Raw genomic sequence first — 25516 nt, 5'->3', positions numbered from 1 at the left:
TGGTTACCCTCCTAGATAAGCTTTTTGAACTTCATCGCTGGCTAATAATTCTTTTCCTGTTCCTGTTAATACAACTTTTCCAGTTTCAAGAACGTATCCTCGATCAGCTATTGAAAGAGCGGCTTTCGCATTTTGTTCAATCAAAAGCACTGTCGTTCCTTGTTGATTAATAGCTTCGATAATATTAAAAATCTCTTTAATGAAGATAGGCGCTAGCCCCATTGACGGTTCGTCGAGAAGCAACAACTTTGGTCGAGACATCATTGCTCGCCCCATTGCTACCATTTGTTGCTCACCACCTGATAATGTAGCGGTATCTTGTTTCTTTCGTTCGGCTAAAACAGGAAAACGATCATAGATGTGTTCGAGGTCTTTTTTGATTTCAGCTTTATCTTTTCTTAAATAAGCACCTAACTCAAGATTTTCTAAAACGGTCATACCGCTGAAAACATGGCGTCCTTCCGGAACAAGAGAAATGCCTGCTTCCACAATTTTTTTAGTCGTAGCTTTTTGAATGGCTTGATTTTTAAAGAGAATCTCTCCTTGACTGCTTCGATGTAAGCCTGTAATTGCTTTTAAAATCGTTGATTTCCCAGCCCCGTTGGCACCAATCAACGACACGATTTCGCCTTCCTGAACATCAAAATTAATCTTGTTAATTGCTTGAATTACTCCATAATGAACTGATAAATCGGATACTTTTAACATATTAGTCACCACCTAAATAGGCCTTAATAACAGCCTCGTTATTTTTAATCTCATTTGGCGTTCCATGGGCAATCATGCGACCGTATTCTAAAACATAGATTCGTTCACACACCTTCATTACTAAAGACATATCGTGTTCAATCAACAAAATGGTCATTTGAAATTGTTGTTGAATTTGGCGAATCAAGGCTGTTAACTCAGCTGTTTCTTGCGGATTCATCCCAGCTGCCGGTTCATCTAAAAATAAAATTTTAGGCTTTGTTGCTAAAGCACGAACGATTTCTAATCTTCGTTGCTCCCCATAAGGCAAATTTTTAGCTAATTCCTTTTCTTTTGTTTCTAATTTGAACAATTTAAGCAACGCTATGGCTTCTTGTTTCATTTTTTCTTCCGATTGATAAAACGCTGGGGTTCTTAAAATACTTCGTAAAGTACCGACCTTATCTTTGCCATGCATCGCAATTAAAACATTGTCCAACACAGTTAGTTCTTTAAATAAACGAATGTTTTGAAACGTTCTTGCTAACCCTAAATCGGTAATTTTATAGGGCTTCTTGCCATTAAGTCTCTGCGTTTTATTGTCTACTGTTAAATCAATGGTTCCTTCGGATGGAGCATAAACGCCTGTTAACAAGTTAAATAAGGTCGTTTTCCCCGCACCATTTGGCCCAATTAAGCCCACCAATTCATTATTTCCTAATTCTAAATTCACCATTGAAACAGCCGCTAAACCGCCAAAGTTCTTCGTTAATTTTTTTACTTCTAATAAACTCATTCTTCTCCCTCCTTTTTAGGAGAATTTTTATGCAATCGATCAAGCAATCCTTTAATCGTAAATTCTTTTGTGCCTAACAAACCAGAAGGTTTAAATACCATAATCGCAATCAATGCTACCGCATAGATAATCATTCTAATTGCACCAAAATCTTGCAAAACAATATTGATAATCCCTAATAGAATCGCTGCAATAAAGGTTCCGGTAATACTCCCTAAACCACCAAAAACCACAATAATTAAAATATCAACAGATTTCATAAAACCAAAATCAGATGGATTAATCACACTGAAGTAAGTCGCGTGTAACGAACCTGCGATACTTGCCGTCGCTGCGCCAATGATAAAGGCAATGGTTTTGTATTTTGTCGTATAAATTCCCATTGATTCTGCTGCAATCTCATCTTCTCGAACAGCAATTGTCGCTCTTCCCGGACTACTACGAATGTAATTTACAATGATAATGGTTGTTAAAACTACAAAGATAAATAAAATTTGCCATGTTGTAAAGTACGGAATGCCACTTAAACCAGCAGCTCCATTTGTCAAATCTCCCATATTTAAAATAGCGATTCGAATGATTTCTGACACACCTAATGTTGCAATGGCCAAATAATCTCCTTTTAAACGTAACGTTGGAATTCCAACTACCAACGCCACCAAACTAGCTACGGCTATCCCAAGTAAAATCCCCGCTGCAAACCCTAGCATTGTAGGAATTTTTAAAGTCATAATTCCACAACAATACGCACCAATCGACATAAAACCTGCGTGACCCAATGAAAATTGTCCCGAAAATCCGATAATCAAATTCAACCCTAGCGCTAAAATGATGTTAAGGCCAATTGTAATCAGGGTGATTTCATAAAAAGCATCAATTAATCCAAGATAAATTCCTAACCAAATTAGTAAATAAGCGCCCGCAATAAAAATGAGCCAGCCAAGATTGTATTTATTAAATTGTTTCATTTTTATCACCTACACTTTTTCTTTTGTATTTTTACCAAGAAGTCCAGAAGGCTTCACAACTAAGATTAAAATTAAGATGCCATAAACTACTGCATCCTTAATCATTGAATTGCCATATCCGCTAATTAATGTTTCAATAATTCCGATAGTAAATCCGCCAAACATCGCTCCTGGAATAATGCCAATTCCACCTAAAACAGCTGCAATAAAAGCTTTCAATCCGGGTGCTGTTCCCATCATTGGCGCAATCGAATTGTAATAAATCCCTACCAAAACACCTGCGGCACCCGCTAATGCGGAACCAATCGCAAAGGTAAATGAAATAGTATTGTCTACATTAATTCCCATCAATTTAGCCGCATCTGCATCCACGCTTACTGCACGCATGGCTTTCCCCATTTTGGTTTTCTTCACAATAAACTGTAACGCCAACATCAAAACAACGGTCACAACAAAAATAGTAATCTGTTGTTCATTGATGGTAATGCCCCAAAATTCATAACTTTTATTTTTGATTGTCTCAGGGAACGCCCGAACTTCAGGTCCCATAATCAGCAGCACGGTGTACTGCAATAAGAAGGACACCCCAATTGCGGTAATCAAAGCCGCTACTCTGGTTGCCTTTCGTAAAGGTTTATAGGCTACACGTTCAATTATAACTCCTAAGATTGCACAAAAAATCATTGAAAAAAGTAAAGCTGGAATAAGTCCAAGATTAAAATTACGAATAACAGTATATCCCACGTAAGAGCCAACCATGTAGATTTCACCATGAGCAAAGTTGATTAATTTGATAATGCCATAAACCATTGTATAGCCTAGCGCGATCAATGCATAAATACTGCCTAAGGACAGTCCGTTTATTAGTTGTTGAATTAAGTTATCCATTTGACACCTCACTATTCATTCGTTTGCAAAGAACTCTTTGCCATTTTTAAATCAAAAAGGCGCTAGGCAAGCGTTACACCTAGTCACCTTTTTACTTGGATTAAGGATTTACTACTGTGTTGCTAACTTCTTTCCCATTTTCAAGCTTGATTACAAGGGTTGATTTTACTGGATTGTGTTCTTTATCCATTGTAATTTTCCCTGTAATGCCTTCAAAATCTTTTATTTTACCAAGAGCATCATTTACTTTTTCTGGTGTTGCTTCTTTTCCATTTTCAATTGCTTTTGCAATCATGTATACAGAATCGTATGAAAGTGCTGAAAACGCATCAGGTGTTTTTTTGTTTTCCTTTTTAAAAGCCGCTACGAAATCTTGGACTTTTTTATCTGTACTTTGATCCGAATAATGTGCCGTATAATAGATATTGTTTAAATTTTCAGGCAATGCTAAATCAACTAATTTTTCATTTCCAAAACCATCTGCTCCAAGAATAGGTTGTTGAATGCCTAATTCACGAGCTTGTTTGATAATTAATCCTGCTTCTTCATAGTATGAAGGCATATATAGAACATCAAAATCTTTGTCCTTGATTTTTGTTAAAATAGCTTTAAAATCTTTATCTCCTGTTGTAAAACTTTCTTTTGCAACAATCTCTCCTTTGAAGCTTTTTTCAAAACTTTTAGTCAATCCTTTTGCATAATCACTTGAGCTATCCCCAATAATGACGGCTTTTTTCGCGCCCAAATCTTGGTTCGCATAATTCGCTAAGGTTACACCTTGGAAAGAATCTTGGAAGCAAACACGGTAAATGTATTCTTGAAGACGTCCTTTTTCAACTGTGACAGAGTCATCTGTCCCTGAAGGGGTAACTAATGGAACTTTTGCTTTTGTGACACTTGGAGTTGCTGCTTTTACATTTCCTGATGTTGCAGGGCCAACGATTGCTACTACTTTTTCTTTCGTGGCTAATTTGGTCGCTACACTTGCTGATTCAGTTGGTTCTGATTTATTATCTAATTTGACTAATTCTAATTTTTTTCCTAAAACGCCACCGGCTTTGTTAATCTCATCAACAGCTAGTTTTGCTCCTTGATATTCTGCTGTTCCATAAGCTGAAACTTCCCCTGATAATTCAAAGTTTGCTCCAATTTTGATGGTGTCTGAATCTTTTGCGGCGCCCCCAGCACCACATCCTGTAGCAAACAATGCCAATACTGCTAAACTTGCAACGAATCTTTTCATATCTTTTCCTCCCAATGTGCTTCTATTCAGGTTTAATTATTTAAATATTCTGACAATTAATCTCCTTGTTAGATAGTATAGAATATTCTGACAATTTAAGCAATAGTTTTCTGCATTAAAATAAAAAGCACTTCTTAAAAAGCAATCAAAACCTAAGCTTTTTAAAAAGTGCTTTAAAAAGGCTACTTGCTACTAATAAATTTCTACACCTTTAGTTCCTTTAATTTTCATGATTAACAGGTAATGTCTCCATGAGGGCAAAGTAGTATTTAGGATCGCCGGTACTAAAATAGTCATACCAAAATTCTAATGTACTGGATTGAAAAACACCTAAATGTTCAATAATTTGTTTTGTCCATAACAAAGCACCAGTAGAACTTGCCGTTATTAGATTGTTATCCACGACAGAAGGGCTTTCTATATAAAATTCTTGTCCACTATAGCCATGAGAAACCATTTCAAGAAATCCCAATCCATTACTTGTATGGGGACGGTCATTCAATATCCCTGCATTCGCAAGGGCAGCTGTAGCACCGCAAATAGCACAGACGGTTCCACCGATTTGAAGAAGCTCCTTTGCTTTTTCGATAATGGCACCATGTTTTGGATCACTCCATGTTTCTGCGCCTGGTAATAACAACACAGTCGTTTCACTCACCTCAATATCCTCAATTACATAATTTGGCTCTATTGCAAGTCCCCCCATTGTATGAATGGTTTCGGTAGAATAACTAACCATCTTAAGCGATAAGCGTTGCTGGCCTTCTTTAAAAAAGCGACCTGAATTTAACTCTGAAGTAACATACCCCAATTCCCAATCTGCTAATGTATCCAAAACATAACTATAAACTGTAACCATCAAAATCCCCTCCAAATTTAATTTGTTGCTAATGCCTGTTCTTAAGATAAAATCATTCCTTTTTTGCTATTGGAAGATAAACGTCTAATCAATCATTTTTTATGAGCTTCCCCTTCTTCCTTTACTTTCTTAGTATATCAAGCTATTGTTGACATCAGGATGTCAACAATAGACACTAATTAAAAAATCAGTTAGGAGATGCTTCTTTAGATGAAAGTTGAAAGACTTATTAGTATTATTATGGTTCTCCTCGATAAGGAACGCATTAGTGCACAAACATTAGCGGATAGGTTTGAAGTTTCTCTTCGCACTATTTATCGTGACATAGATGCTATAAACATGGCTGGTATTCCGGTTCGATCGATATCCGGTGTGGGAGGCGGTATTGAGATTATGCCAAATTATAAGATGGATCGAAAAACATTTTCAACTAATGATCTTTCTGCTATTTTAATGGGGCTTTCCAATATTTCTAATATGATGCAAAGTAAGGAACTGTCAAATGCACTTGCAAAAGTAAAAAGTTTTATTCCTGCTAACAGCGCAAAAGATATTGAACTAAAAGCAAACCAAATTTATATAGACTTAAGTCCATGGATGGGTGGCAGAGATGCACAAAACTATTTAGAAATGATTAAAAAAGCTTTACATGAAAAAAACAATCTATCGTTTGACTATGCAGATCGCTATGGAAATAAAACGACTCGTTTAGTGGAGCCTTATCAATTGGTCATGAAAAATAGCCATTGGTATGTGCATGGGTATTGCCTGAAACGAAATGATTTCCGCTTATTTAGATTATTTCGGATGTCTAACTTACAACTGGAAGATACTTTTTTTACACCACGCGATTTTGAAAAACCTCAGTTAGATTTTACTGATGAGGTGGCAACAATGGTAGAAACTATCCAGATTCGGATTCATCAATCCGTTATGGACAGAGTGCTTGATTTTTGTGCTTATGAAGAGTTCTCACCAGACGGGGATGACCATTATATGGTTAATTTTCCTTTCATCGAAAACGACTATTACTACACTATTCTTTTCAGTTTTGGAAATAAATGCGAATGTTTAGAGCCACAACATATCCGCACAGAAATGAAACGTAGAGTGAATGAATTAGCTACTATGTATGAAAATTAATCGTTCTTAAAAATAGAACGAGCTATAGAATTAAAAAAAAGCACACAATTTTGATAACTGTGTGCTTTTACTGACTGAAAAGATGAGTTGCCTTTTGGAAATTCACTTTGTAAGTTTCTTCCCTCTTTATTCTCCTTGTGCAAGCTGTCTTTCTGTTCGAAATTCTTCATAAAATACTTTTTTTATTTCAATGAAATAGTTAAAATCGTTTAGCATTTGAAACAACATCGCACGGTTTTCAAATTCAGGGCGCGTCGTTGGCAATGGGCTATTTCTAAAGTAATCAAATAGCGCTTTGATTTCTTCTAATAACTCGATGACAGGATTGTCTTCATGAAGACTTTCTGCCGTAGCCACAAAAATTTCTGCTAGTTTCTTATTTTGCTCCGTTGGCAACTGACACAAGGTAATGTCTACTTTGATTTGTTTTAAGACATACAATTGCATTTTTCGCATATCGAAATATTTAATATAGTAATAGGATTGATCAAACAGTCGATTATTAAATTGTTCCATGGCTAATTTTTCTGCTTTTAATACTGTCGCATTCAATTCTTGCAAAGAAGCGTCTAATTGATGAGGTTCCGTAACGTGTTTTAAGGCTTTTGAAAAGTCTAAGAGTACCAATTTCATGTCTTTTTCAATCATCAATTGCAATTCTTTTAATTTTTTTTCACTAGATGGCATGTACAAGTTCAATACAATTGCTGTTCCTACTCCGACAAACATTAATAAAAAACAATTTAAAACCCAGTGAAAAGAAGCACTTTCTTCTATCAAGAGATGTGTAACGAGAACTGAGCTAACAACGATACCGTCTGTTAATTGAAGTTTTGAAGCTATTGGAATAAAAATTAATAAATAAAGACCAAAGGATACTGGATTAAATCCAATTATTAAAAAGAAGAAAATAGCAATGGCAATGGCTAATGCGGTTGATAAGAAGCGTTGACCTGCTAATGTAATGGATTTTTTCTTTGTATTTTGCACACTTAATATTGTTATCACTCCGGCTGAAACGGCATAGTCTAACTTTAAGTAATCTGCAATAAAAATCGCAAGGGCAGCTCCTATGGCTGTTTTAATTGTACGTAACCCGATTTTCATGGCTTCACTCCTGCATTTTTCTTTTATCATACCATGTTTTTTTGTTTATTCTAATAGTCTTTTTTACGAACTTGCAATTATCTCATTTTACTATATTATTAGTACTATAAAATTTAACGCGTTAAAGGGGATTTCTTATGAAAAATAAAACACTAACGATCTTGATAACAGGCTGCTTACTAGTCATTCTTGGAGCTTGTGGTCATTCTCAGGAACGGGCGGGTACACAAGAAATCGCTCAACAAAACTTAGCTAGTCTAAAAAAAGTTGACACTTCTTTAGAGAAATTTGAGACTTTAGAAGATGAGATGATGGACGCTTTAGCGAAAGACTTGAAAAGCTCACGTTCTGAAAGTTTGATTTCTAAACAAAAAGGCGCAGTTGGGAAAAATTTCAAAGCGCGTCAAAAAGAATTGACTGTCGTTCAAGACGAAATGTTAAACATTCAAAAAACGATTCAAACCTTAGAAGATTATCAACAAAAAAAGGCAGTGGATTTGCCTAAAGAGGATGTAACCCAAGCAATTGCTACTTTAACTCAATTAAATAAAACCTATGAAGCATTCGCTCATTATGCAACAGAAGCTAAAGAAAGCGAAGAAACGTTTTATAAAAAATACAAAGCTGACTTGAGTCAAGAAGACATTACTACTTATTTAAGTAAAATCAATTTAGCACATGGCGCTTTATTCCAACAATTAGAAGTCCTTACTGCTGATTTAAGTTCTGGAAATGCGAGTATGAAGGCTTTAGATAAGGCTGTTGAGTGAGAAATTTATAGGTGAAAGTGTGATGAATTGATGGAAGTTGGAAATTTCAGATTAGGGATGAGAACAATTAAAACAGGGATTGCTGTTGCCGTTTGTATCCTATTATTTCATTATAGTGGTCGCGGAACAGCAATGATTGCTTCGCTTTCTGCTGTGTTTGCATTAAGACAAGATATGGAAACAACTGTAAAATTTGGGAAATCGCGAATTTTAGGGAATACACTTGGCGCTTTATTGGCTGCTTTGTTTATTTTGCTTTATCGTTCGTCTGGCAACTTGTTTATTCTTGAAGTCATTGGCGTTCCGGTAGCTGTTATGTTGATTATTGTCATTTGCGATGGTATCAATTATAACTCTGGAATCATTGGGGCTATTGCTACGTTATTAATTATTTATTTTTCGATACCACCTAATGAAACCATTATTTATGCTTTAGAGCGTGTATTTGATACCTTTATTGGTACGTTTGTCGCCGTTGCTGTCAATCACTTAATTAAGGTCCCTACTCACGAAGAAGTAGCTGATCTTAAAGAAGAACTTTCTGACATTCAAACAGAAGAAAATGAACTGAATGTTTTGTTAACTAAAAAAGAAAACGAAGAAAAAAACCAAGAAACTGATTAGTTTCTTGGTTTTTTATTGGTTTATTTATCTTGATGAATATCCTGATGGATTGTTTGTGGCGCTTTTGAAACAAATTTTTCAATTAATTCTTTAACGTCCAATCCTGTTGTTTCTTTTAAGGTTTCTTGAGTTGTCGCTAAAAGGTTGGTAGCGTAGTTTGACACACGATTGGCTCCTGCACCACTGCCTTCACCTTGTCCGTTGTCAATTACGGTAATTTTTTCGATATTTGCCATTGGTTGTGCAGCTTCTTTCACCATACTTGGTAGCATTTCAACAACCATTGAAAGAATTGCTGCTTCGCCATATTCCTTGAAGGCTTCAGCAATTTTTTGTTTTGCTTCGGCTTCGGCTTGACCTTTAGCTAAAATAGCTTCGGCTAAGGCTTGTCCTTCTAAGCGGACTTGGTTTGCATTGGCTGTGGCCATTGCTTCTACACGGAATTGATCCGCTTCGGCTTCAGCAACTTCTTTGGCTTTATTTGCAAGTGCATCTTGCTCTTGTGCGTAACGATCTGCATCTGCCTTTTTCTTCACTTCTGAATCGTATTGTTTTTCACGACGAGTGATTTCTTTTTCTTCTAATTCAATTTGTTTTTGACGCTCAATGATTTTTACTTGCATTTCTTGTTCCGTTACTTCTTGTTGTGCTTTTGCACTTTCTAACCCATAGGCTTGATCGGCTTTCGCTTTGGCAATATCTTGCTCTTGTTTATACGCTGCCAATTTCAATTCTTTTTCTTTTAATGCTTCGGCGACTTCTGTTTCACGTTCTAATTCTGATTTCTTAGAATTTTTTTCAGCTTCCGCACGTTTGATACGTGTTTCTTTGTCTGCTTCGGCAATGGCAATATCCGCATCTCGTTTCACTTGCGCAATTCTTGGTTTTCCAAGTGAATCTAAATAACCATTTTTATCCCGTACTTCTTTGATGGTAAATGAAACGATAACTAAGCCCATTTTTGCTAAATCAACGCTGGCAACTTCTTGAACACTTTGGCTAAACTTATCTCGATTTTGATAGATTTCTTCGACTGTCATCGAGCCTAAGATTGAACGTAGATGCCCTTCTAAGACTTCTCTTGCTTCATTTTCTAGCTCTTCACGAGATTTACTTAAAAATTGCTCTGCTGCTGTTGCGATTTCTTCAACAGAGGAACCAATTTTAATGATTGATGTTCCATCTGCCATAACTGGAACGCCTTGTTCTGTATAGACTTCTGGTGTAGAAACATCTAATTTACTTGATAATAAGCTTAAACGATTTGATCGTTGAAAAACGGGCATCACAAACGTTCCGCCCCCACGAACAATTTTAATTTTATTGCCAGCATCGTCTTTAAAGACATTTTTTGAACCTAAATAACTTCCACTTACAATTAACGCTTCATCTGGATTTGCTGTTTGGTATTTTGAAATAAAAACTAGCAAACACATTAACACAACAAAACCACATATTCCAATTACTATAATTGACATTTTTCCCCATCCTTTTCATCTTTCAATTTTATTCACGCTTAAAAATTTTCTTCGTAGGGCATCACGTAGGCAACTCGATTGTTAATCTCAATCACCAATATTTTTTCTCCTGCCTTAATTTCCGCAAGAGGTTGATACAAGCTTGCTGGCTTCGTGATCGAACCCGTGACGCTTTTAATGCTGATTTCCCCCATCCCTTTTAATGGAATTGGTGTAATCACCGTTCCTACTCGCCCTTCTAAGTCTTTTTCAGAAGAGGAAAGAGTTGCATCAGATTTTCTTAATGGAACAATTAAATAGAAATTCAGTAAAAAAATAATAATAGAAGCAAGGATTCCACTGGTAAGTATGATGAGTCCGCTATGAAATTCAGTATGTGCTTCTCCTAAATAACCAAACAAAGCGATAAATGCAAACCAAGGAACGATTAAAACCGGATCAATAGGGCCATCAAAATTGATAATGTCTCCAACAAAAAAACTAATCACGGCTAATAATGCGGTTACAATTAACACGTAAAAATAAATAGTTTCCAAACTATATCCCCACAACATTTTCTCACATCCCCTCTATATTAAATATTGTATCAATCTTTTTATGAGAAAGATATCATTTTCGTTAAAAGAACAACATAAAGAATAACATTAAAGTGAAAAAAGGGTTATTAAAACAAAGTTGTTCTAATAACCCTTTTAAATTTTTAATCGACTGATTTTAAGGCTTCAATCATATCAATATGTTTTAATTTCAAATGCATTGCCCACATTACAATTCCAGAGAACAGGAAGGTTAAAGCTGCTGAATAGACGTAGCTTAACACTTTTATGGTTGGGCTAAACATCATCATATCAACTTCTGCGGTTTGTAGCACAAATCCATGAAGGAAGATTCCTAAAAAGGAACCCGTCACAATGCCCATCATGGTTAAGATAATATTTTCGCGATAGATATACATCGTAACTTCCCCGTCGTAAAATCCAAGAACTTTAATTGTTGAAAGCTCCCTAATCCGTTCGGAGACGTTGATGTTCGTTAAATTATACAACACAACAAAAGCAAGGGCTGCAGCTGATATAATTAACACTAACGTCACAATATTTAAGCTGGACATGGTGTCTTTAAAAGAACTCCCAACGCGGTCAACAAAGGTTACTCGTGCCACGCTTCCGTTCTCCGTTAATTGAGCACCAAATTGATCTTCCCATTTTTGATTCCCTTTATAATTTAATAGTTGAGTATTATAAAGAGGTTCTTTTTTAAAGAGTTTTTGATAATAAGTGGGGCTAATATAAATCATATGGCCTGCATAATTTTCAGTAATGCCAGTAACCTTCAAAGAATAGGTTTTATTGTTTGTATCCTTGATAGAAAGTTTGTCGCCTACTTTTAAATCAAATAATTTTGCAAGTTTTTCAGTAATCACGCCACCCTGCTTAGGAATTTCTTCTTTGGCTTTTGTTTTACGATTAGCCAAAAGGACGAACTGATCGAAATTTGTTGTTTTTTCTGGAGTAAACAGCGTCACTTCTTGTGTATTGACTCCTTGTTTTTCCATTTTAAAATTTTCTTGATGAACTGCTAATTGATGTGTAATTTCTTTAGTATCTGTCATTAACTGATTGTATTTTTCTTTATCTGCTTGTTTAGCATCTGGATTAAAAGCAACAATTGCTTGGTATTTCATAATTTTCCCGTACTGTAATCCTGCAATATCCGCAATTGAATCCTTTAAACCAAATCCAGTTAAAATTAAAGCCGTACAACCTGCCACACCTAAAACCGTCATCAGCATTCGTTGTTTGTATCGAAATAAATTTCGAGCGGTTACTTTTTCAATAAAATTAAAACGATCCCAAAGAAAGGTTATGCGCTCTAACAAAATTCGCTTGCCATTTTTAGGTGCTTTAGGACGCATTAAAGCTGCAGGGTTGCTCATTAATTCAACTCTGGTGGCGATTAAAGCAGGCAATACGGTACAAAATAGTGCAACTACTAACGACAGCATTCCGTAGCTTAGATAATAGGTAATTCGAATAGCCGGTAAGTTATAAAGGGCCCCATACGCATTAAAAATAATTGTTGGAAAGAGTTGATACCCAATAAATAATCCAACCAAACTCGCGCTACCACTTGCTAATAAGGCATAAATCAGAAATTTTTTAGAAATATCAAAACTTGTATAACCTAGTGCCTTTAAGGTTCCAATTTGAAGTCGTTGCTCTTCAACCATTCGAGTCATCGTCGTTAAGCTTACTAGGGCAGCAATCAAAAAGAAAAAGACTGGAAAGACTTGCGCAATGGCTGAAATTCGATTGGCATTGTCACTAAATTCTTCGTAGCCAGGATTTGAAGTCCGATCCATCACAAAATATTCAGGTTTTTTTAACGTGGTTAACTGCTCTTTTGCTTCTGCTAACTCTTGTTCGCCTTTGGCTATTTCAGCTTCTCCTTGTTGTTTTTTTTGATCAAATTCAGCTTTAGCTGACTCGTATTCTTTATTTCCTTCATCTAGTTGATTTCTTACCTCGGCTAATTTTTTTTCACCCGTCGCTTTTTCAGAAGCTAATTTTTGTTGACCTTCTGACAAAGCCCTTCTTCCAGCGTCAAGTTGTGTTTTTCCATTAAGAAGAGCCGTTTCTCCATTCGCTAATTCTGTCGCTTTTTGATTTAACGCAGACTCTGCTTGGTCTAATTCTGTTTGACTAGCACTTAATTTTGCTTCTATTGTATCAAGAGAGACCGTCACCTCTTGAGCGGATACTGAACCAGCAAAGTAGGCAGCAATTAGTTCTCCCAACTGTTTATCTACTTGTGTACTACTAGTGATTAAAGTAGTTTTTGTTGCTTCTGGAACTAATGTAATTGGTATTTTCAAACTGTCTCGGATAGAGGCGACAAGGGTCTGCCCTTGATTAATGCTTTCAATCACCGTTGCTTTTTTCGTTGCTAATTCTTGTTGGGCAGCCACAAGCTGTTGTTTCCCTTCATTTAACTGAGTTTCATTTGCTTCAAGCTCTGCTTGACTTGAAGTAAGTTTTTCTTGATTTTCAGTTAGCGTTGCTTCGCCTTTTGCTATTTCAGATTGAAACGTTGCTAGTCCTGTTTGATAGTCTGACTCCCCACTAACTAGCTTTGCTTTTGCTTCATCAAGTTGTTTTTGACCATCTGCTAATTGTTGTTTTGCTTCTGTGATTTTAGTGGTTCCATCAGTTATTTTTTTGGCTCCAGTTTGTTTAAGTTCTGCTAGCCTTTCTTCAGGACGTTGGTTAACTTTCTTTTCAACAACTTTGATTTCTTTAGCGATTTGATTTTCATAGTCTGTAGAATAAGCCGCTAATTTTTTGGTAGTATCAAAGGTCAAATAAGCTTCTGTATAAAGATCCGATTTAAAGTCTGATTCTGGAATAACAGCAAAGGCATCTGCTGTTCCTTTTCCAATCGTACTACTACCTCGTTGAAAAGTTTCAATATATTGAGGACTGTTTACAAAGCCAACAACTTGGTACTCAACTTGCTTAAAAACACTCGTTAAATCGGTTTTATCTCCTTCTGTAGTCAAACTGACCTTGTCCCCAATTTTAAATGTTTGCTGCATTTTTTCAGTGTCATCTAATGCTATTTCGCCTTTTTTCACTGGCAAACGGCCTTTCATTACTCGGTAATCATTCATTGTCGCTTTTTCTGGTAAGGACATCACCTTCGTCACGATTCCTGTATTTCCTAAAAAGACATCTTGGCTGTAGCCTCCTGCCACCTCTGCACCTTTTATACTTTTGAGTAAGGTTAAATCCTCATTATTCAACCCATAGGTAGAAACAACTTTGACATCCATGAGCTTTTTTTCTTTAAAATAATGGTCCGCAGTATCGATCATATTCGGTCCTGTAGCCTTGATACCTGAAAAGAAACCAACGCCAAGCGTTATGATGGCAAAAATAGATAAAAAACGCGCCTTTGTATGCCATATTTCACGAAAAATATCTTTTAGAAGTGCTGTTTTTTTCATCTTCTCACTGCCCTTCTACCATTCAATGTCTGCAACAGACACTGGATTTTCGTTAATTTTGACACTTCGAACTTTCGCATTATTGATTTCAATCACTCGATCTGCCATTGGAGCAATTGCAGAATTATGCGTAATCACAATGACGGTTGTTCCTGTGTTGATACAAGTATCTTGTAAGAGCTTTAGTACCTGTTTCCCCGTTTCATAATCCAAGGCGCCTGTTGGCTCATCACAGAGCAATAATTTAGGTTGCTTAGCTAATGCTCTAGCAATCGCAACACGTTGTTGTTCGCCTCCCGAAAGTTGAGCTGGAAAATTAGTTAACCGTTCCCCTAAACCGACTTGTTGCAAGACTTCCGTTGCATCCATGGCACGAGGAGAAATTTGACTTGCCAATTCAACATTCTCTTTGGTCGTTAAATTAGGGACTAAATTATAAAATTGAAATACAAAACCTATTTCATTTCGACGATAAGTCGTTAGCTGCTTTTTAGTAAAGGTGGCAATGTCGACATTATCAACGAATACTTGTCCATCATCTGCGCTATCCATCCCACCAAGAATATTCAATACAGTTGATTTCCCAGCACCACTTGGTCCTAAAATAACGGCAAACTCGCCTTTTTCAATTTCAAAATTAATGCCATCATTTGCGGTAATGACACTATCCCCCATTTGATAACGTTTATATTCATCTTTCATTTTCACAAAAGCCATCTTGTCACCCTCTTATTGTTAGTTTCTTCTATATGTAGTTTACCATAAAAAAAATCATTATATAAACACAAAAAACCGCTAAAGAAAAGACTCTTCTTTAACGATTTTATTCATATCCTTATTTTTTATTCATCTTACCAAGTTCACTGTGCTTGTAGCCATATAAAACATAAATACAGAAACCGACAACCAACCAAATAATAAAGGCAATCCACGTTTTAACTTCTAATTGAATCATTAAGTAAAAACAAACAGCCATTGAAATAATTGGAAATACTGGAACGAAAGGAACTTTAAATTCATTAACTGAGGGTTGACCGTAGTCTTTTCTAAGTTTAATAATTCCTGCTGCCATTATTGCAAATGCCATCAATGTCACGATATTCGTCAACTGAGCTAATTGTTCCAAAGGAATCACACCTGCTAAAACAGCCGAGACAATTCCGATTAAAATCGTCGCATTTTTTGGCGTCTTTGTTTTACTATCAACTTTACTTAATGTTTTTGGCAATAAACCATCACGACCAATTGCATAAATCATTCGCGTTAAACCATACATCATTGAAATCAACACTGTTAATAATGTCAAAATAGCCCCCACTGAAATGACTCCTGCAATCAAGTCGTGTCCAATAAAACGAACCGCAAAAGCCACTGGATCTTTAACATCTAGTTGTAAATAAGGGACCATTCCGGTTAAAACAAGTGTCACAACAATATATAGAATCGTCGCAATCGCTAATGAACCAATAATTCCTCTGGGAATATCTCGTTGCGGATTTTCAACTTCTTCAGCTGCCATACTTACCGCATCAAAGCCTAAAAAAGCAAAGAAAACAATGGCTGCTCCTGTCGCAATTCCTTTAAATTGGAATGGCGCAAAAGGCGTCCAATTTTCTGGCTTCACGTAAAAAATACCAACAACTAAAAACAAAACAATTAAACCAAATTTTACTGCTACCATCACATTGTTTAAACGTAAGGCCTTCTTGGCTCCTTGCATCACTAAATACATGACAACTAACGTAATCAGTACAGCAATAATATCTACATAGGTTCCTTTTTCAGAATTATACGACGCAGTCAATGCTGTTGGAAAAGGAATCCCTAAACCTTCTAAAAAACCATGAACGTATCCAGACCAACCAGAAGCAACGGATGCATTTGCTAATAAATATTCACATAGTACAAGCCATCCCGTCATCCAGCCTACCAATTCACCAAAGATGGTGTACGCATAAGAATAAGCTCCACCTGCAATCGGTACTCTTGAAGCAAATTCGGCGTAACACAATGCTGATAGTGCACATGAAAAAGCCGCAATCACAAACGAAATAATTAAAGATGGTCCTGCATATTTAGCTGCTGCTGTTCCCGTAATAACAAAAATACCAGTTCCAACCATCGCGCCTAACCCTAACAAAATCAAATCAAACGTTTTTAATTCTTTTTTTAGTTTCGAGTGTTGGTGAACTGTTGGATCAATTTCTTTCTTTCTAAAATAGCTCATTTAATTTCCTACCTTTTAAGAGAATAATTTCGTTTTTATCAAAAATTTTTGAAAAGAGCGCTCTGAATTTTTTTCAGAACGCTCTTAGTTTAACATAATTTCCTATAAATGACACATTCAATAAAAAAGGTCTACGCTTTCAAATATCCTAGTAGCATGCCACCTGCAATCACTAATAAGCAGCCTATAATAACATAACGAAATTCGCGTTTGGTTTTCTTTTCACCTAATAACCAAATTCCACCTAATGTTGAAATAATAATTCCGGTTTGAGAAAGTGAAAAACTAACGGCTAAGCCGATTTTTTTCATAGCAATCAACATAAAAATATTTCCAATTGCCCAAAGCAACCCTGTAATCAAATTACGAGCTGTATATTTGTTCATAACATCTTGTTTAATAGAGAATATAATCGCACCAATCAGCATCCCTATTGATTGAGGCAAGATAACTGCCATAGCATCTACATTTGCTGCTTTAACAGTTATTGTATACAACGCATACCCAATTGTTGAAATCCCAATGGCTTGCAACCCTTTTTTCAATTGGTGATTTTTCCCCTCTTCTTTGTGATCCGTTACGGCTGTAAATCTAGCCCCTAAAATCAAAATAACTAAGGCAATGGTTCCAATACTAACATCTCTCGTCGTTTGCCATTCTCCAAATAAAATAGCACCTGCCAAGGTATTCGCAATCAATTGACCGCCAGTTGAAATAGGTAAGGCTCCTGAAACGCCCATATATTTCATACTTTGAAATTGTTGCTGTTGACCAAGAACCCAAAATAAACCCGATAACACTCCTGCAATCATCACTTTCATATCGATTACTGGTTGGTAGACAAAATAAATGCCAATTGAAAAAATAAATGCGCCAATGGTCATTCCAAGTGTTTGATTATAGGCAGTTCCACCGACTTTATTACTTACTAAACCAATACTTCCCCAAGCTAATGCGGGGATCATTGCAATTAAAATATCCATACTAAACCTCTTTCCTCTAAAAATAAACTTATCTAACCATCATAACAGAGAAAACGTTCACACAACAAGAAATTACTGTACAAACTTACTAAAATTTTCAAATTACAGAAGGTTGCTTTTCTTTTTATCAAAAAATATGCTACATTGATAGAAGAACTTATGAAGAAATGAGGAACGATTCATGACGAACCCCCACGTAATCGTTGTTGGCGGTGGCACAAGTGGCATGATGGCTGCTATTGCTGCTGCAGAAAACAATGCAAAAGTGACTGTAATTGAAAAAAATAAAAAATTAGGACGCAAACTACTTGTAACAGGTGGCGGACGTTGTAATGTAACCAATAATCGTGATGCCGACGAAATCATTCAGCATATCCCTGGCAATGGTCGCTTTTTATATAGCGCTTTTCACCAATTTGATAACTATGATATTATCAATTTCTTTGAATCAAATGGCGTTCGTTTAAAAGAAGAAGATCACGGCAGAATGTTTCCCGTTACAGATAAATCAAAAACGATCCTAGAAGCATTGCAAACAAAAATGGAACAATTAGGTGTTGACATTATTACTGAAAATCCAGTAGAAACCGTTCTTTATAGTGAAGATGCTGTCACTGGTGTCCTTCTACTTGATGGCCGTACTTTAACAGCGGACAAAGTGATTTTATCCACCGGTGGTCGCGCCATGCCACGGACAGGTTCAACTGGAGATGGCTACAAATGGGCTAAAAAAGCAGGGCATACACTAAAGACGCTTTACCCAACCGAAGCCCCTATTTTATCTGACGAACCCTTTATTCAAGATAAAACTCTTCAAGGATTATCTTTGCGTAATGTAGCATTAAGTGTTTTAAATAAAAAAGAAAAAATCGTTATCACCCACCAAATGGATATGATTTTTACCCATTTTGGAGTTTCTGGTCCAGCAGCCTTGCGTTGTTCGATGTTTGTTCATCAGACAATGAATCGCGATAAATCGGAAGAAGTAACCATGAAACTAGATGTACTCCCAGATTTAAGCCTAGGTCAAGTTGAACAAGAACTTCAAAAACTACTAAAAAACGATGGCGATAAAAGTCTAAAAAATGCGTTAAAAGGACTGGTCTTTGAGCGCTATTTACTTTTCTGTTTCCAACGCTTAAACTTAGATGAAAATATGCCTTTAAAACAATTAACGGTTGACCAACTAAAAGCTTTTTGCAGTTTCTTAAAAGATTTTCGTTTTACAGCTAACGGAACACATCCTTTAGAAAAAGCTTTTGTCACAGGTGGCGGAATCAACACAAAAGAAATCAATCCCAAAACGATGGAAAGTAAATTCAAAAACGGGTTGTACTTTACGGGTGAAATCCTCGACGTCAATGGTTACACCGGCGGTTATAATATTACGGCTGCTTTTGTAACTGGACGCATTGCAGGAATGCACGCTGCACTAGATTAACCTTATCAAAACAAGGGCATCAAGAACTAATTCTTGATGCCCTTGTTTTTTTTAGTTAGGTTACCTTTCTTCTTTACCAGAAAAAACATTCTCTATTCACACTTTTTTCACAACTCTTTTATATAATTAAATGAACAATTGGAAATAGAAAGGAGCTACTTTATATGTCATTGATGGAACGGGCCGTTTTAAGTATTCGACATCGACCTGTCAAAAACAGTCTATTATTTCTAATCTACATTGGCATTGCCTCTACGTTCTATGTCCTCTTTTCTATTCAAAATCAGTTGAGTAATTCCTTACTCTATTTAAATGATGCCTTATCCTTTAATCAAAAGCATCAAATTGCACTTGCTAAATCTTTTAAAACCTTATTAGCAAATGTTACGCAACAACAACAGACGCTTAATCACTATTTGGTACTGATAGTGATCTTCTCTTTGCTTTTCTTACTGGCACTTCAATCTTTCTTTTTATATCAACGAAAAAAAGAATTTCAAAATTTTAGTTTAATTGGAGAAAAAAAGAAGAACCTGTTCGCACAAATCTTATTAGAAAATGTTCTTGTTTTAAATGTTGCGTTATTGAGTTTAGTTGTTATTTTAAGTTTTTTTACTCGTCCAATTACCACTCAAATTCAACAACTTGAATTAAATTTTATTCATAGCAATCAAGTGGCACTATCTGTCTCTCCACACCAGGAATCCTTAAACAATGAACCAAGTCAGTCTGATAATGAAATGAAGGTGACTCGTTTTAATACTACTTTGCCGATTACGCGTTCTCAAGAGAATTTCACGGTGAACTTTGCGACTACTGTTCAAGATTATTTAAAGTTTATTTTAGTAATGAACGCTTTTATTGCAAGCAGCTTAATTTTGCCCACTTTCTATTTTGTCCAAAGAAGCAACTCGTTTAATTGATCTTCAAAGGAGGTATACAATGGCAACTGATTCTTCACACCTAACACACACTGCTTTTGACCCTTTCAAACAGAATGGCATCTATCAAATAACGACTAAAACCCAAACAGCTTCGCTCTTATCTAAACGACTTTCGACCTATTTAAAAAAACAGAAAGTACCTGTCGGGTATCTTTTAACGGATTCGACATTTATTCCTTATTTATCAACTTTTCAAAATATCAAACTAAGTGTAAAATTAGCAAAACCCAAATTAAGAAATAGTGATTTTTTAATTCTAGACGCGCTAGAAGAAATGAATATCTCTTCAAAATTAGCTCATAAACCCGTTCAAGAATTAACCTTCACACAATTAAAAGAAGTTCAACTAATCTCTGCAATTTTTAGCGAGAAAAAAGTAATGATTGTTGATTCTTGGCTTGATAACTTATCTGAAACAGAACAAGTAAATTGGTTGCTTATTTTCAAGAATTTTGTTAAAGAGCAAGGGATCACATTTATTTTACTAACCAATTCTGAAAAAATTGCTGAACATAGTGATTATACCTTCAATGATCAAGAGGTAAAACTAAATTTTCTCAATAAAAAAAGCGATTAAAATCTAGCTGATTTTAATCGCCCTTTTTTTTATAAGGGTGCTGTTTTAGCCAAAACTGGAATCCAAACTGAAAATTCAACAACGGGGGACTCTTGAATAAACCCATCAACTACTTCTAAATTAATAGCCCCATTGATTTGAAACTCTTCTGATTGATAAACTTCTCCATAAGAAGCACCGATAAATTGATCGGCTTCAAGACGATTTTTAACAGTCTTCGTAAAAATAGCATAGTGTCCAGCAGGCAACAAGAAACTTTCCTGATTTGGAATTGCTCTATTTGACTTGACACCAACTAAATAACTCGGTTTACCAGAACTCGCATTATTAACTGCATAAAAATGGTTATCCAGTGCATCGTTCACAACCAGTGCTTTAATGTTTTTAAAATCGGCAAGTTGTTCTAATTTCTTATTACTCATATCCGGAAATCCACTTGGATTGCTTGGTACTGTAATTGGAGCTGATGCTCCAACAATTAGTATCTCTGGAGATTCAGTAACTTTGAATGACATAAAAAACACACTCCCTTTAGGTTTTATTAATCCTCGTTAAAGTGCTGTAACTATAGCATAAAAATTATCGTCTTGTAAATTAGTATGTCTTTTATTTTAAGTCGCCAACTCTCTCTTCTTTCTTAGCAAAAAAGTGATGAAAAATAAAATTTTCATCACTTTTTTTAATCCTTTTTATCCGTTGTTTCAATTGGAAATGCAAGCTTAAAAGTAGTCCCTACTCCTTTTTCACTTGTGACCGTTACGTTCGCTTGATGTAAATTCATCAATTGTTGAACAATCGCCAATCCTAATCCAGACTCACCATACTTGGTGTTTTTTCTTGAAACATCTGCTTTGTAGTATCGTTCCCAAATGTTTTCAACTTCTTGTGCTGTCATTCCAATTCCATTATCTTGAATTTCAATAATTGTTTCAGTTAACGTTTTTGAACCCTTAATAACAATACTGCCATCCGTTGTAAATTGAATTGCATTTTGAAGAATATTTACAATAATTTGAACGAATCGATCATAATCAGCATATACGGTTAAATCTGCTGGGCAGTTTAATTCTAATTGATTTCCAGCATCATTGGCTTTCGTTTTTAGTTGCTCTACAATCACCGTTAAGGCTTCTTCTGCATTGAAAGTTTGTTTTGTTAAACTAATTTGATTTGAACGGATTTTTTCATAATCAAGATTTTCATTTACTAAACGAATCAGTCTCCTTGTTTCATTTTGCATCAACTGAATGCTACGCTTTTTCTGATTTTCAGGAATCATATCGTATTCTAAGCCTTCTAACAAGCCGTTAATCGTCGTTAACGGCGTGCGCATCTCATGAGCTGCATCTGCCATAAATTGACGTCTACGGTTCTCCTGACGCTCAATTTCTTCATGAGAAGCTTTTAAAGAGCGTGCCATACCATTAAAATCTTCTGCCAAGTCATCAAATTCATCACGATCTTTATTTTCTAAATAGACATCAAAATCCCCTTGGGAAATGCGATGAGTTGCTTTTCGCATTCGATTAATTCGGTTGACTTGATATTTTGCTAAAAAGAAACTTAAAAACATCGCTCCCACGCTAGAAAGTAATAACGCAATAAATAAGTTATGCTTTAAGTCCTTAATACTAGACTCTACCCCACTAACTGGAGCTTCAACAGCTACTACACCGGCAAATTTTCCTGTGTCTCGCTTAAAAAATGGTTGAAAAACTCGAATTTGCTCCACTTTGTTTCCTAAAAAGTCGGTATTGTTAATTGAAGAAGCAATCTGATTCCCAGCTTGCAATGTTTTCCAATCTTTTTCAGAAATGTTTAAAGAGTAATTTTGTTCTTGTTTAGGAGCAATCATTTGTTTTTCTTCATTGAAAATAGACATATTTACATTTTGACTTTTTAACACCACTTGAATCAAATCAACTTGATTAATTAAACCATCATCAATAACTGATTGTGCATAACCATATAATTGTTTTTCAGTATTTTTATAAACGGTACTACTAGCAAAATTTGAAAACGAAATGCCAATAATGACTAAAATGGTCAAAATTACTGCAAAAAATGCCAACATTTGTTGATAAAGGTATTTCAATACTATTCAACTCCAGTGTCATCAAATTTGTATCCAACACCCCAAACTGTTTGAATCACTTGTGGACCTGTTTTTTCAATTTTTTGACGCAACTTTTTAATATGGGCATCAACCGTTCGTTCATCGCCATAGTATTGATAATCCCAAACGATCGTCAATAGCTGTTCTCTTGAAAAAACTTGTTTTGGATTTTTAGCCAGTGTGTATAGCAATTCAAACTCTTTTGGTGTAAGTCCTTCAATTGGTTTATGATACAAAAAGGCTTCTCTTGTTTTAGTATTGATTTTAAGGTGATCCGTTTCAACTTCAAAATCTGTATTTTTTGCTGGACTTCCTACGCCTTCCTCATGTCCTAAATCCGCGCGACGATGAAGGGCTTTAATACGGGCAATTAACGTTAATGGACTAAATGGTTTTGTGACATAATCATCTGCTCCCATTTCTAACCCAATCACTTGATCGCTTTCAGAATCTTTTGCCGTCAACATGATAATTGGAACGATTTTTGACACTTTTCGAATTTCACGGCATATTTGAATGCCATCCATTGTTGGTAAATTTAAATCTAAGGTAATAATGTCCCACGCATTTGGTTGCGTTAAAAAAGCATCTAAGCCTTCCTTCCCATCTTGTTTAAAAGTTGCATCCCAATCTTCTTTTAAGAAGAACATTTCCATCATTTCACAGACAGATTGGTTGTCTTCAATCATTAATATTTTCATCTAATCCCTCTTTTCAGTTTCTCCACTCGTTTTTATTATACTATTTTTACCTCGACAACAAAAGTCGAAACCTAAAGAGTCTAGCTTTCTTCATAATCTTTTCATATTTTCAAGTCATTTTGTTGAATTATTCGTCTCTACTATCTACTTCTGCCGTTTCTTCTGCCCTTTTTTTAAAAATCAAACTAACTTCTTCCACTCGAAGTTCTACTGCAAAAATAGTCTCATCTTCTTTATTCAAATAGGTTCTCGATTGCATACGACCACTTAAACCAAGTTGAACACCTTTTTCACAATTATCGGCAATCATTTTAGCCGCTGGTCCCCATGCCACAAATGGAATAAAATCCGCTCCTTGTTTTTTATCTTTTTTATACATTCGTTGAATGGCTAACGTATTATTGACGACCTGACTTCCATTTCCTACCTGTTGCAATTCGATTTCTCTGACGATTCTTCCGATCATTGATACTTGATTCACTTTACACTCACTCCTTTTTTCTTTCTAGTATAACTATCCGCATTTTTTTGTATTTTCATTAAAAAAAGTCACTTAACAAATTTGTTAAGTGACTTTGCTAAAAACGATATTAAGTTCCCTTACTAAAATAACTGAAAATGTGCTTCCAAGTTGCACTACTAAAGACTGCAAAAGGATTGCCATCCCCTAAAACACCAAAGCCAATCATTGCTCCTATTAAAAAGGTCATTATGATCAAGACAAGCACAATCAATACTTTCAATGCAAAGGGCATTGGAGTAGTTCTTATTTTATTCTCTTTCAATGTAACACCTCTTCAATCAATTACTCTCATAAGAAAGTTTGCTTTAACGACGTTTTTTATTAATATTTTCAAGTAAAATACCTGTACCAAGTGCAACTGCATCTAGTGGATGCTCTGCTGCAAATACTGGAACTTTAAGCTCTTCTGCAAATAACTGGTCAATTCCATCTAATAACGCTCCACCACCTGTTAAAATGACACCACGATCGATGATGTCTGCTGATAATTCAGGAGGCGTTTGCTCTAGAACATCTTTTGCTTGTTGAACAATCAACATCATTGATTCATTCAAAGCTTCTTGGACTTCTGCTGAAGTGATGGTAATCGTTCTTGGTAAACCACTTACCATATCACGACCTCTAACGTCCATTGAGTCATCACGATTGTTAGGGAAAACTGTCCCAATTTCAATTTTAATAGATTCCGCAGTACGTTCACCAATCAACAATTTGTATTTTTTCTTGACATATTGAGTGATTTCGCTGTCTAATTTATCACCAGCTAGTTTAAGTGAACGACTTGTTACGATGTCTCCCATTGAAAGAACTGCAATGTCACTTGTTCCTCCGCCGATATCAATGACCATATTGCCGCTAGGTTGGAAAATATCCATTCCAGCACCGATTGCTGCTACTTTTGGCTCTTCTTCAAGGTACACATTTTTACCACCGCTTTTTTCAGCAGCTTGAATAATGGCTTTTTGCTCAATTGAAGTAATATTTGTAGGACAGCAGATTAAAATGTTTGGTTTTGATAAAAACCCTTTTACGTTTAATTTATCAATAAAATATGAAAGCATTGCTTCAGTAATATCAAAATCAGCAATGACCCCGTCTTCTAGGGGACGAATCGCACGAATATTTCCTGGGGTACGCCCAACCATACGATATGCTTCTTCTCCCACAGCTAGCACTTGATTTGTTGCTGTATCAACAGCTACTACAGCAGGTTCATTTAAAACAATCCCCTTGCCTTTCACATGAATCAATACATTTGCTGTCCCTAAATCTATCCCAATATCTTTCGCCATTATCTTTGTTCTCCTCTCAAAGCTCTTGTTCGTTTTAGGCTATCTATTTTATGTAGCCATCTAATTTTCTATTATAGCATAACTTATCTTAATGGGAAACCGTGATTTTATGAATATTTTCTAAAAAAAAACACATCTTAACG

The 25516-nt window shown here is 35.7% G+C and carries 25 protein-coding genes; 6 read left to right on the top strand and 19 right to left on the bottom strand.

The annotated features are described in order from the left end of the window. Positions 1 to 3: 3 nt before the first annotated feature. The 6 genes from CDIMF43_RS05465 to CDIMF43_RS05440 all read right to left on the bottom strand — a co-directional run bounded on the left by CDIMF43_RS05465 (position 4) and on the right by CDIMF43_RS05440 (position 5441). Positions 4 to 708 (bottom strand): ABC transporter ATP-binding protein, encoded by a 705-nt coding sequence (locus CDIMF43_RS05465; protein ID WP_109841407.1) that lies wholly within the window; start codon positions 706 to 708, stop codon positions 4 to 6. A gap of 1 nt (position 709) precedes the next feature. After that, complete coding sequence (locus CDIMF43_RS05460; protein WP_074401963.1) at positions 710 to 1483, bottom strand: ABC transporter ATP-binding protein; 774 nt, start codon at positions 1481 to 1483, stop codon at positions 710 to 712. Further along, positions 1480 to 2451 carry a branched-chain amino acid ABC transporter permease gene (locus CDIMF43_RS05455; RefSeq protein WP_034570974.1) on the bottom strand — a complete coding sequence of 324 codons (972 nt, stop codon included), beginning with the start codon at positions 2449 to 2451 and terminating at the stop codon, positions 1480 to 1482. The genes CDIMF43_RS05460 and CDIMF43_RS05455 overlap by 4 nt, the downstream gene beginning before the upstream one ends. Before the next feature lie 9 nt (positions 2452 to 2460). Next, entirely contained in the window at positions 2461 to 3339 is an 879-nt protein-coding gene (locus tag CDIMF43_RS05450; protein ID WP_074401962.1) for a branched-chain amino acid ABC transporter permease, read from the bottom strand. 100 nt (positions 3340 to 3439) lie between these two features. Beyond that, positions 3440 to 4582 (bottom strand): ABC transporter substrate-binding protein, encoded by a 1143-nt coding sequence (locus CDIMF43_RS05445; RefSeq protein WP_109841406.1) that lies wholly within the window; start codon positions 4580 to 4582, stop codon positions 3440 to 3442. Between the two features lie 220 nt (positions 4583 to 4802). Then, positions 4803 to 5441, bottom strand: a complete 639-nt coding sequence (locus tag CDIMF43_RS05440; protein ID WP_109841405.1) for a DJ-1/PfpI family protein — start codon at positions 5439 to 5441, stop codon at positions 4803 to 4805. Between the two features lie 210 nt (positions 5442 to 5651). Here CDIMF43_RS05440 and CDIMF43_RS05435 point away from each other — a divergent pair, with 210 nt between their 5' ends. Next, positions 5652 to 6584, top strand: coding sequence for a helix-turn-helix transcriptional regulator (locus CDIMF43_RS05435; RefSeq protein WP_074401959.1), 933 nt, complete (start codon positions 5652 to 5654; stop codon positions 6582 to 6584). Positions 6585 to 6710: 126 nt separating this feature from the next. Here the strand turns inward: CDIMF43_RS05435 and CDIMF43_RS05430 are convergent, their stop codons facing one another. Beyond that, positions 6711 to 7691, bottom strand: a complete 981-nt coding sequence (locus CDIMF43_RS05430) for an aromatic acid exporter family protein (protein WP_074401958.1) — start codon at positions 7689 to 7691, stop codon at positions 6711 to 6713. Positions 7692 to 7828: 137 nt separating this feature from the next. Here CDIMF43_RS05430 and CDIMF43_RS05425 point away from each other — a divergent pair, with 137 nt between their 5' ends. Both CDIMF43_RS05425 and CDIMF43_RS05420 read left to right on the top strand, forming a co-directional pair. Further along, entirely contained in the window at positions 7829 to 8461 is a 633-nt protein-coding gene (locus CDIMF43_RS05425; protein ID WP_109841404.1) for a hypothetical protein, read from the top strand. Between the two features lie 30 nt (positions 8462 to 8491). Continuing rightward, positions 8492 to 9085: an FUSC family protein gene (locus CDIMF43_RS05420; RefSeq protein ID WP_074401956.1), complete on the top strand. Its 594-nt coding sequence runs from the start codon at positions 8492 to 8494 to the stop codon at positions 9083 to 9085. 20 nt (positions 9086 to 9105) lie between these two features. On the opposite strand, the gene CDIMF43_RS05415 is transcribed toward CDIMF43_RS05420, so the two are convergent. From CDIMF43_RS05415 to CDIMF43_RS05390, 6 genes are all read right to left on the bottom strand, one after another. Then, positions 9106 to 10563, bottom strand: a complete 1458-nt coding sequence (locus tag CDIMF43_RS05415) for a flotillin family protein (protein ID WP_034571005.1) — start codon at positions 10561 to 10563, stop codon at positions 9106 to 9108. A gap of 38 nt (positions 10564 to 10601) precedes the next feature. Continuing rightward, the gene (locus CDIMF43_RS05410; protein ID WP_074401955.1) at positions 10602 to 11117 is read right to left on the bottom strand and encodes an NfeD family protein; all 516 of its coding nucleotides are present in this window, start codon (positions 11115 to 11117) and stop codon (positions 10602 to 10604) included. Positions 11118 to 11263: 146 nt separating this feature from the next. Next, positions 11264 to 14569, bottom strand: coding sequence for an ABC transporter permease (locus tag CDIMF43_RS05405; protein WP_109841403.1), 3306 nt, complete (start codon positions 14567 to 14569; stop codon positions 11264 to 11266). A 15-nt stretch (positions 14570 to 14584) separates the two neighbouring features. Then, a complete protein-coding gene (locus CDIMF43_RS05400) occupies positions 14585 to 15286 on the bottom strand; it encodes an ABC transporter ATP-binding protein (RefSeq protein ID WP_109841402.1) in 702 nt (233 codons plus the stop codon). Positions 15287 to 15404: 118 nt separating this feature from the next. Next, positions 15405 to 16796 carry an amino acid permease gene (locus tag CDIMF43_RS05395; RefSeq protein ID WP_109841401.1) on the bottom strand — a complete coding sequence of 464 codons (1392 nt, stop codon included), beginning with the start codon at positions 16794 to 16796 and terminating at the stop codon, positions 15405 to 15407. Positions 16797 to 16927: 131 nt separating this feature from the next. Next, positions 16928 to 17779 (bottom strand): GRP family sugar transporter, encoded by an 852-nt coding sequence (locus tag CDIMF43_RS05390; RefSeq protein WP_109841400.1) that lies wholly within the window; start codon positions 17777 to 17779, stop codon positions 16928 to 16930. Between the two features lie 181 nt (positions 17780 to 17960). On the opposite strand from CDIMF43_RS05390, the gene CDIMF43_RS05385 reads away from it, so the two are divergent. The 3 genes from CDIMF43_RS05385 (at position 17961) to CDIMF43_RS05375 (ending at position 20741) form a co-directional block, all read left to right on the top strand. Continuing rightward, a complete protein-coding gene (locus tag CDIMF43_RS05385; protein ID WP_109841399.1) occupies positions 17961 to 19220 on the top strand; it encodes a BaiN/RdsA family NAD(P)/FAD-dependent oxidoreductase in 1260 nt (419 codons plus the stop codon). Positions 19221 to 19384: 164 nt separating this feature from the next. After that, positions 19385 to 20143: an FtsX-like permease family protein gene (locus tag CDIMF43_RS05380; RefSeq protein ID WP_074401949.1), complete on the top strand. Its 759-nt coding sequence runs from the start codon at positions 19385 to 19387 to the stop codon at positions 20141 to 20143. 19 nt (positions 20144 to 20162) lie between these two features. Continuing rightward, complete coding sequence (locus CDIMF43_RS05375; RefSeq protein ID WP_074401948.1) at positions 20163 to 20741, top strand: P-loop NTPase family protein; 579 nt, start codon at positions 20163 to 20165, stop codon at positions 20739 to 20741. Between the two features lie 29 nt (positions 20742 to 20770). Here CDIMF43_RS05375 and CDIMF43_RS05370 read toward each other — a convergent pair whose 3' ends face one another. The 6 genes from CDIMF43_RS05370 to mreB all read right to left on the bottom strand — a co-directional run bounded on the left by CDIMF43_RS05370 (position 20771) and on the right by mreB (position 25373). After that, entirely contained in the window at positions 20771 to 21256 is a 486-nt protein-coding gene (locus CDIMF43_RS05370) for an effector binding domain-containing protein (protein ID WP_074401947.1), read from the bottom strand. Between the two features lie 164 nt (positions 21257 to 21420). Further along, the gene (locus CDIMF43_RS05365) at positions 21421 to 22815 is read right to left on the bottom strand and encodes an ATP-binding protein (RefSeq protein WP_413488642.1); all 1395 of its coding nucleotides are present in this window, start codon (positions 22813 to 22815) and stop codon (positions 21421 to 21423) included. A 23-nt stretch (positions 22816 to 22838) separates the two neighbouring features. Beyond that, positions 22839 to 23558 carry a response regulator transcription factor gene (locus CDIMF43_RS05360; protein WP_074401945.1) on the bottom strand — a complete coding sequence of 240 codons (720 nt, stop codon included), beginning with the start codon at positions 23556 to 23558 and terminating at the stop codon, positions 22839 to 22841. Positions 23559 to 23685: 127 nt separating this feature from the next. Continuing rightward, entirely contained in the window at positions 23686 to 24039 is a 354-nt protein-coding gene (locus CDIMF43_RS05355) for a single-stranded DNA-binding protein (protein WP_074401944.1), read from the bottom strand. 109 nt (positions 24040 to 24148) lie between these two features. Further along, a complete protein-coding gene (locus CDIMF43_RS05350; RefSeq protein ID WP_376711458.1) occupies positions 24149 to 24343 on the bottom strand; it encodes a DNA-directed RNA polymerase subunit beta in 195 nt (64 codons plus the stop codon). Between the two features lie 43 nt (positions 24344 to 24386). Then, complete coding sequence (gene mreB / locus CDIMF43_RS05345) at positions 24387 to 25373, bottom strand: rod shape-determining protein (RefSeq protein WP_034571040.1); 987 nt, start codon at positions 25371 to 25373, stop codon at positions 24387 to 24389. Between the last annotated feature and the right edge of the window lie 143 nt (positions 25374 to 25516).

The sequence above is a fragment of the Carnobacterium divergens genome (assembly GCF_900258435.1).
GTDB lineage: Bacteria > Bacillota > Bacilli > Lactobacillales > Carnobacteriaceae > Carnobacterium > Carnobacterium divergens_A.
This window is presented reverse-complemented; position numbering and strand designations above follow the sequence as displayed.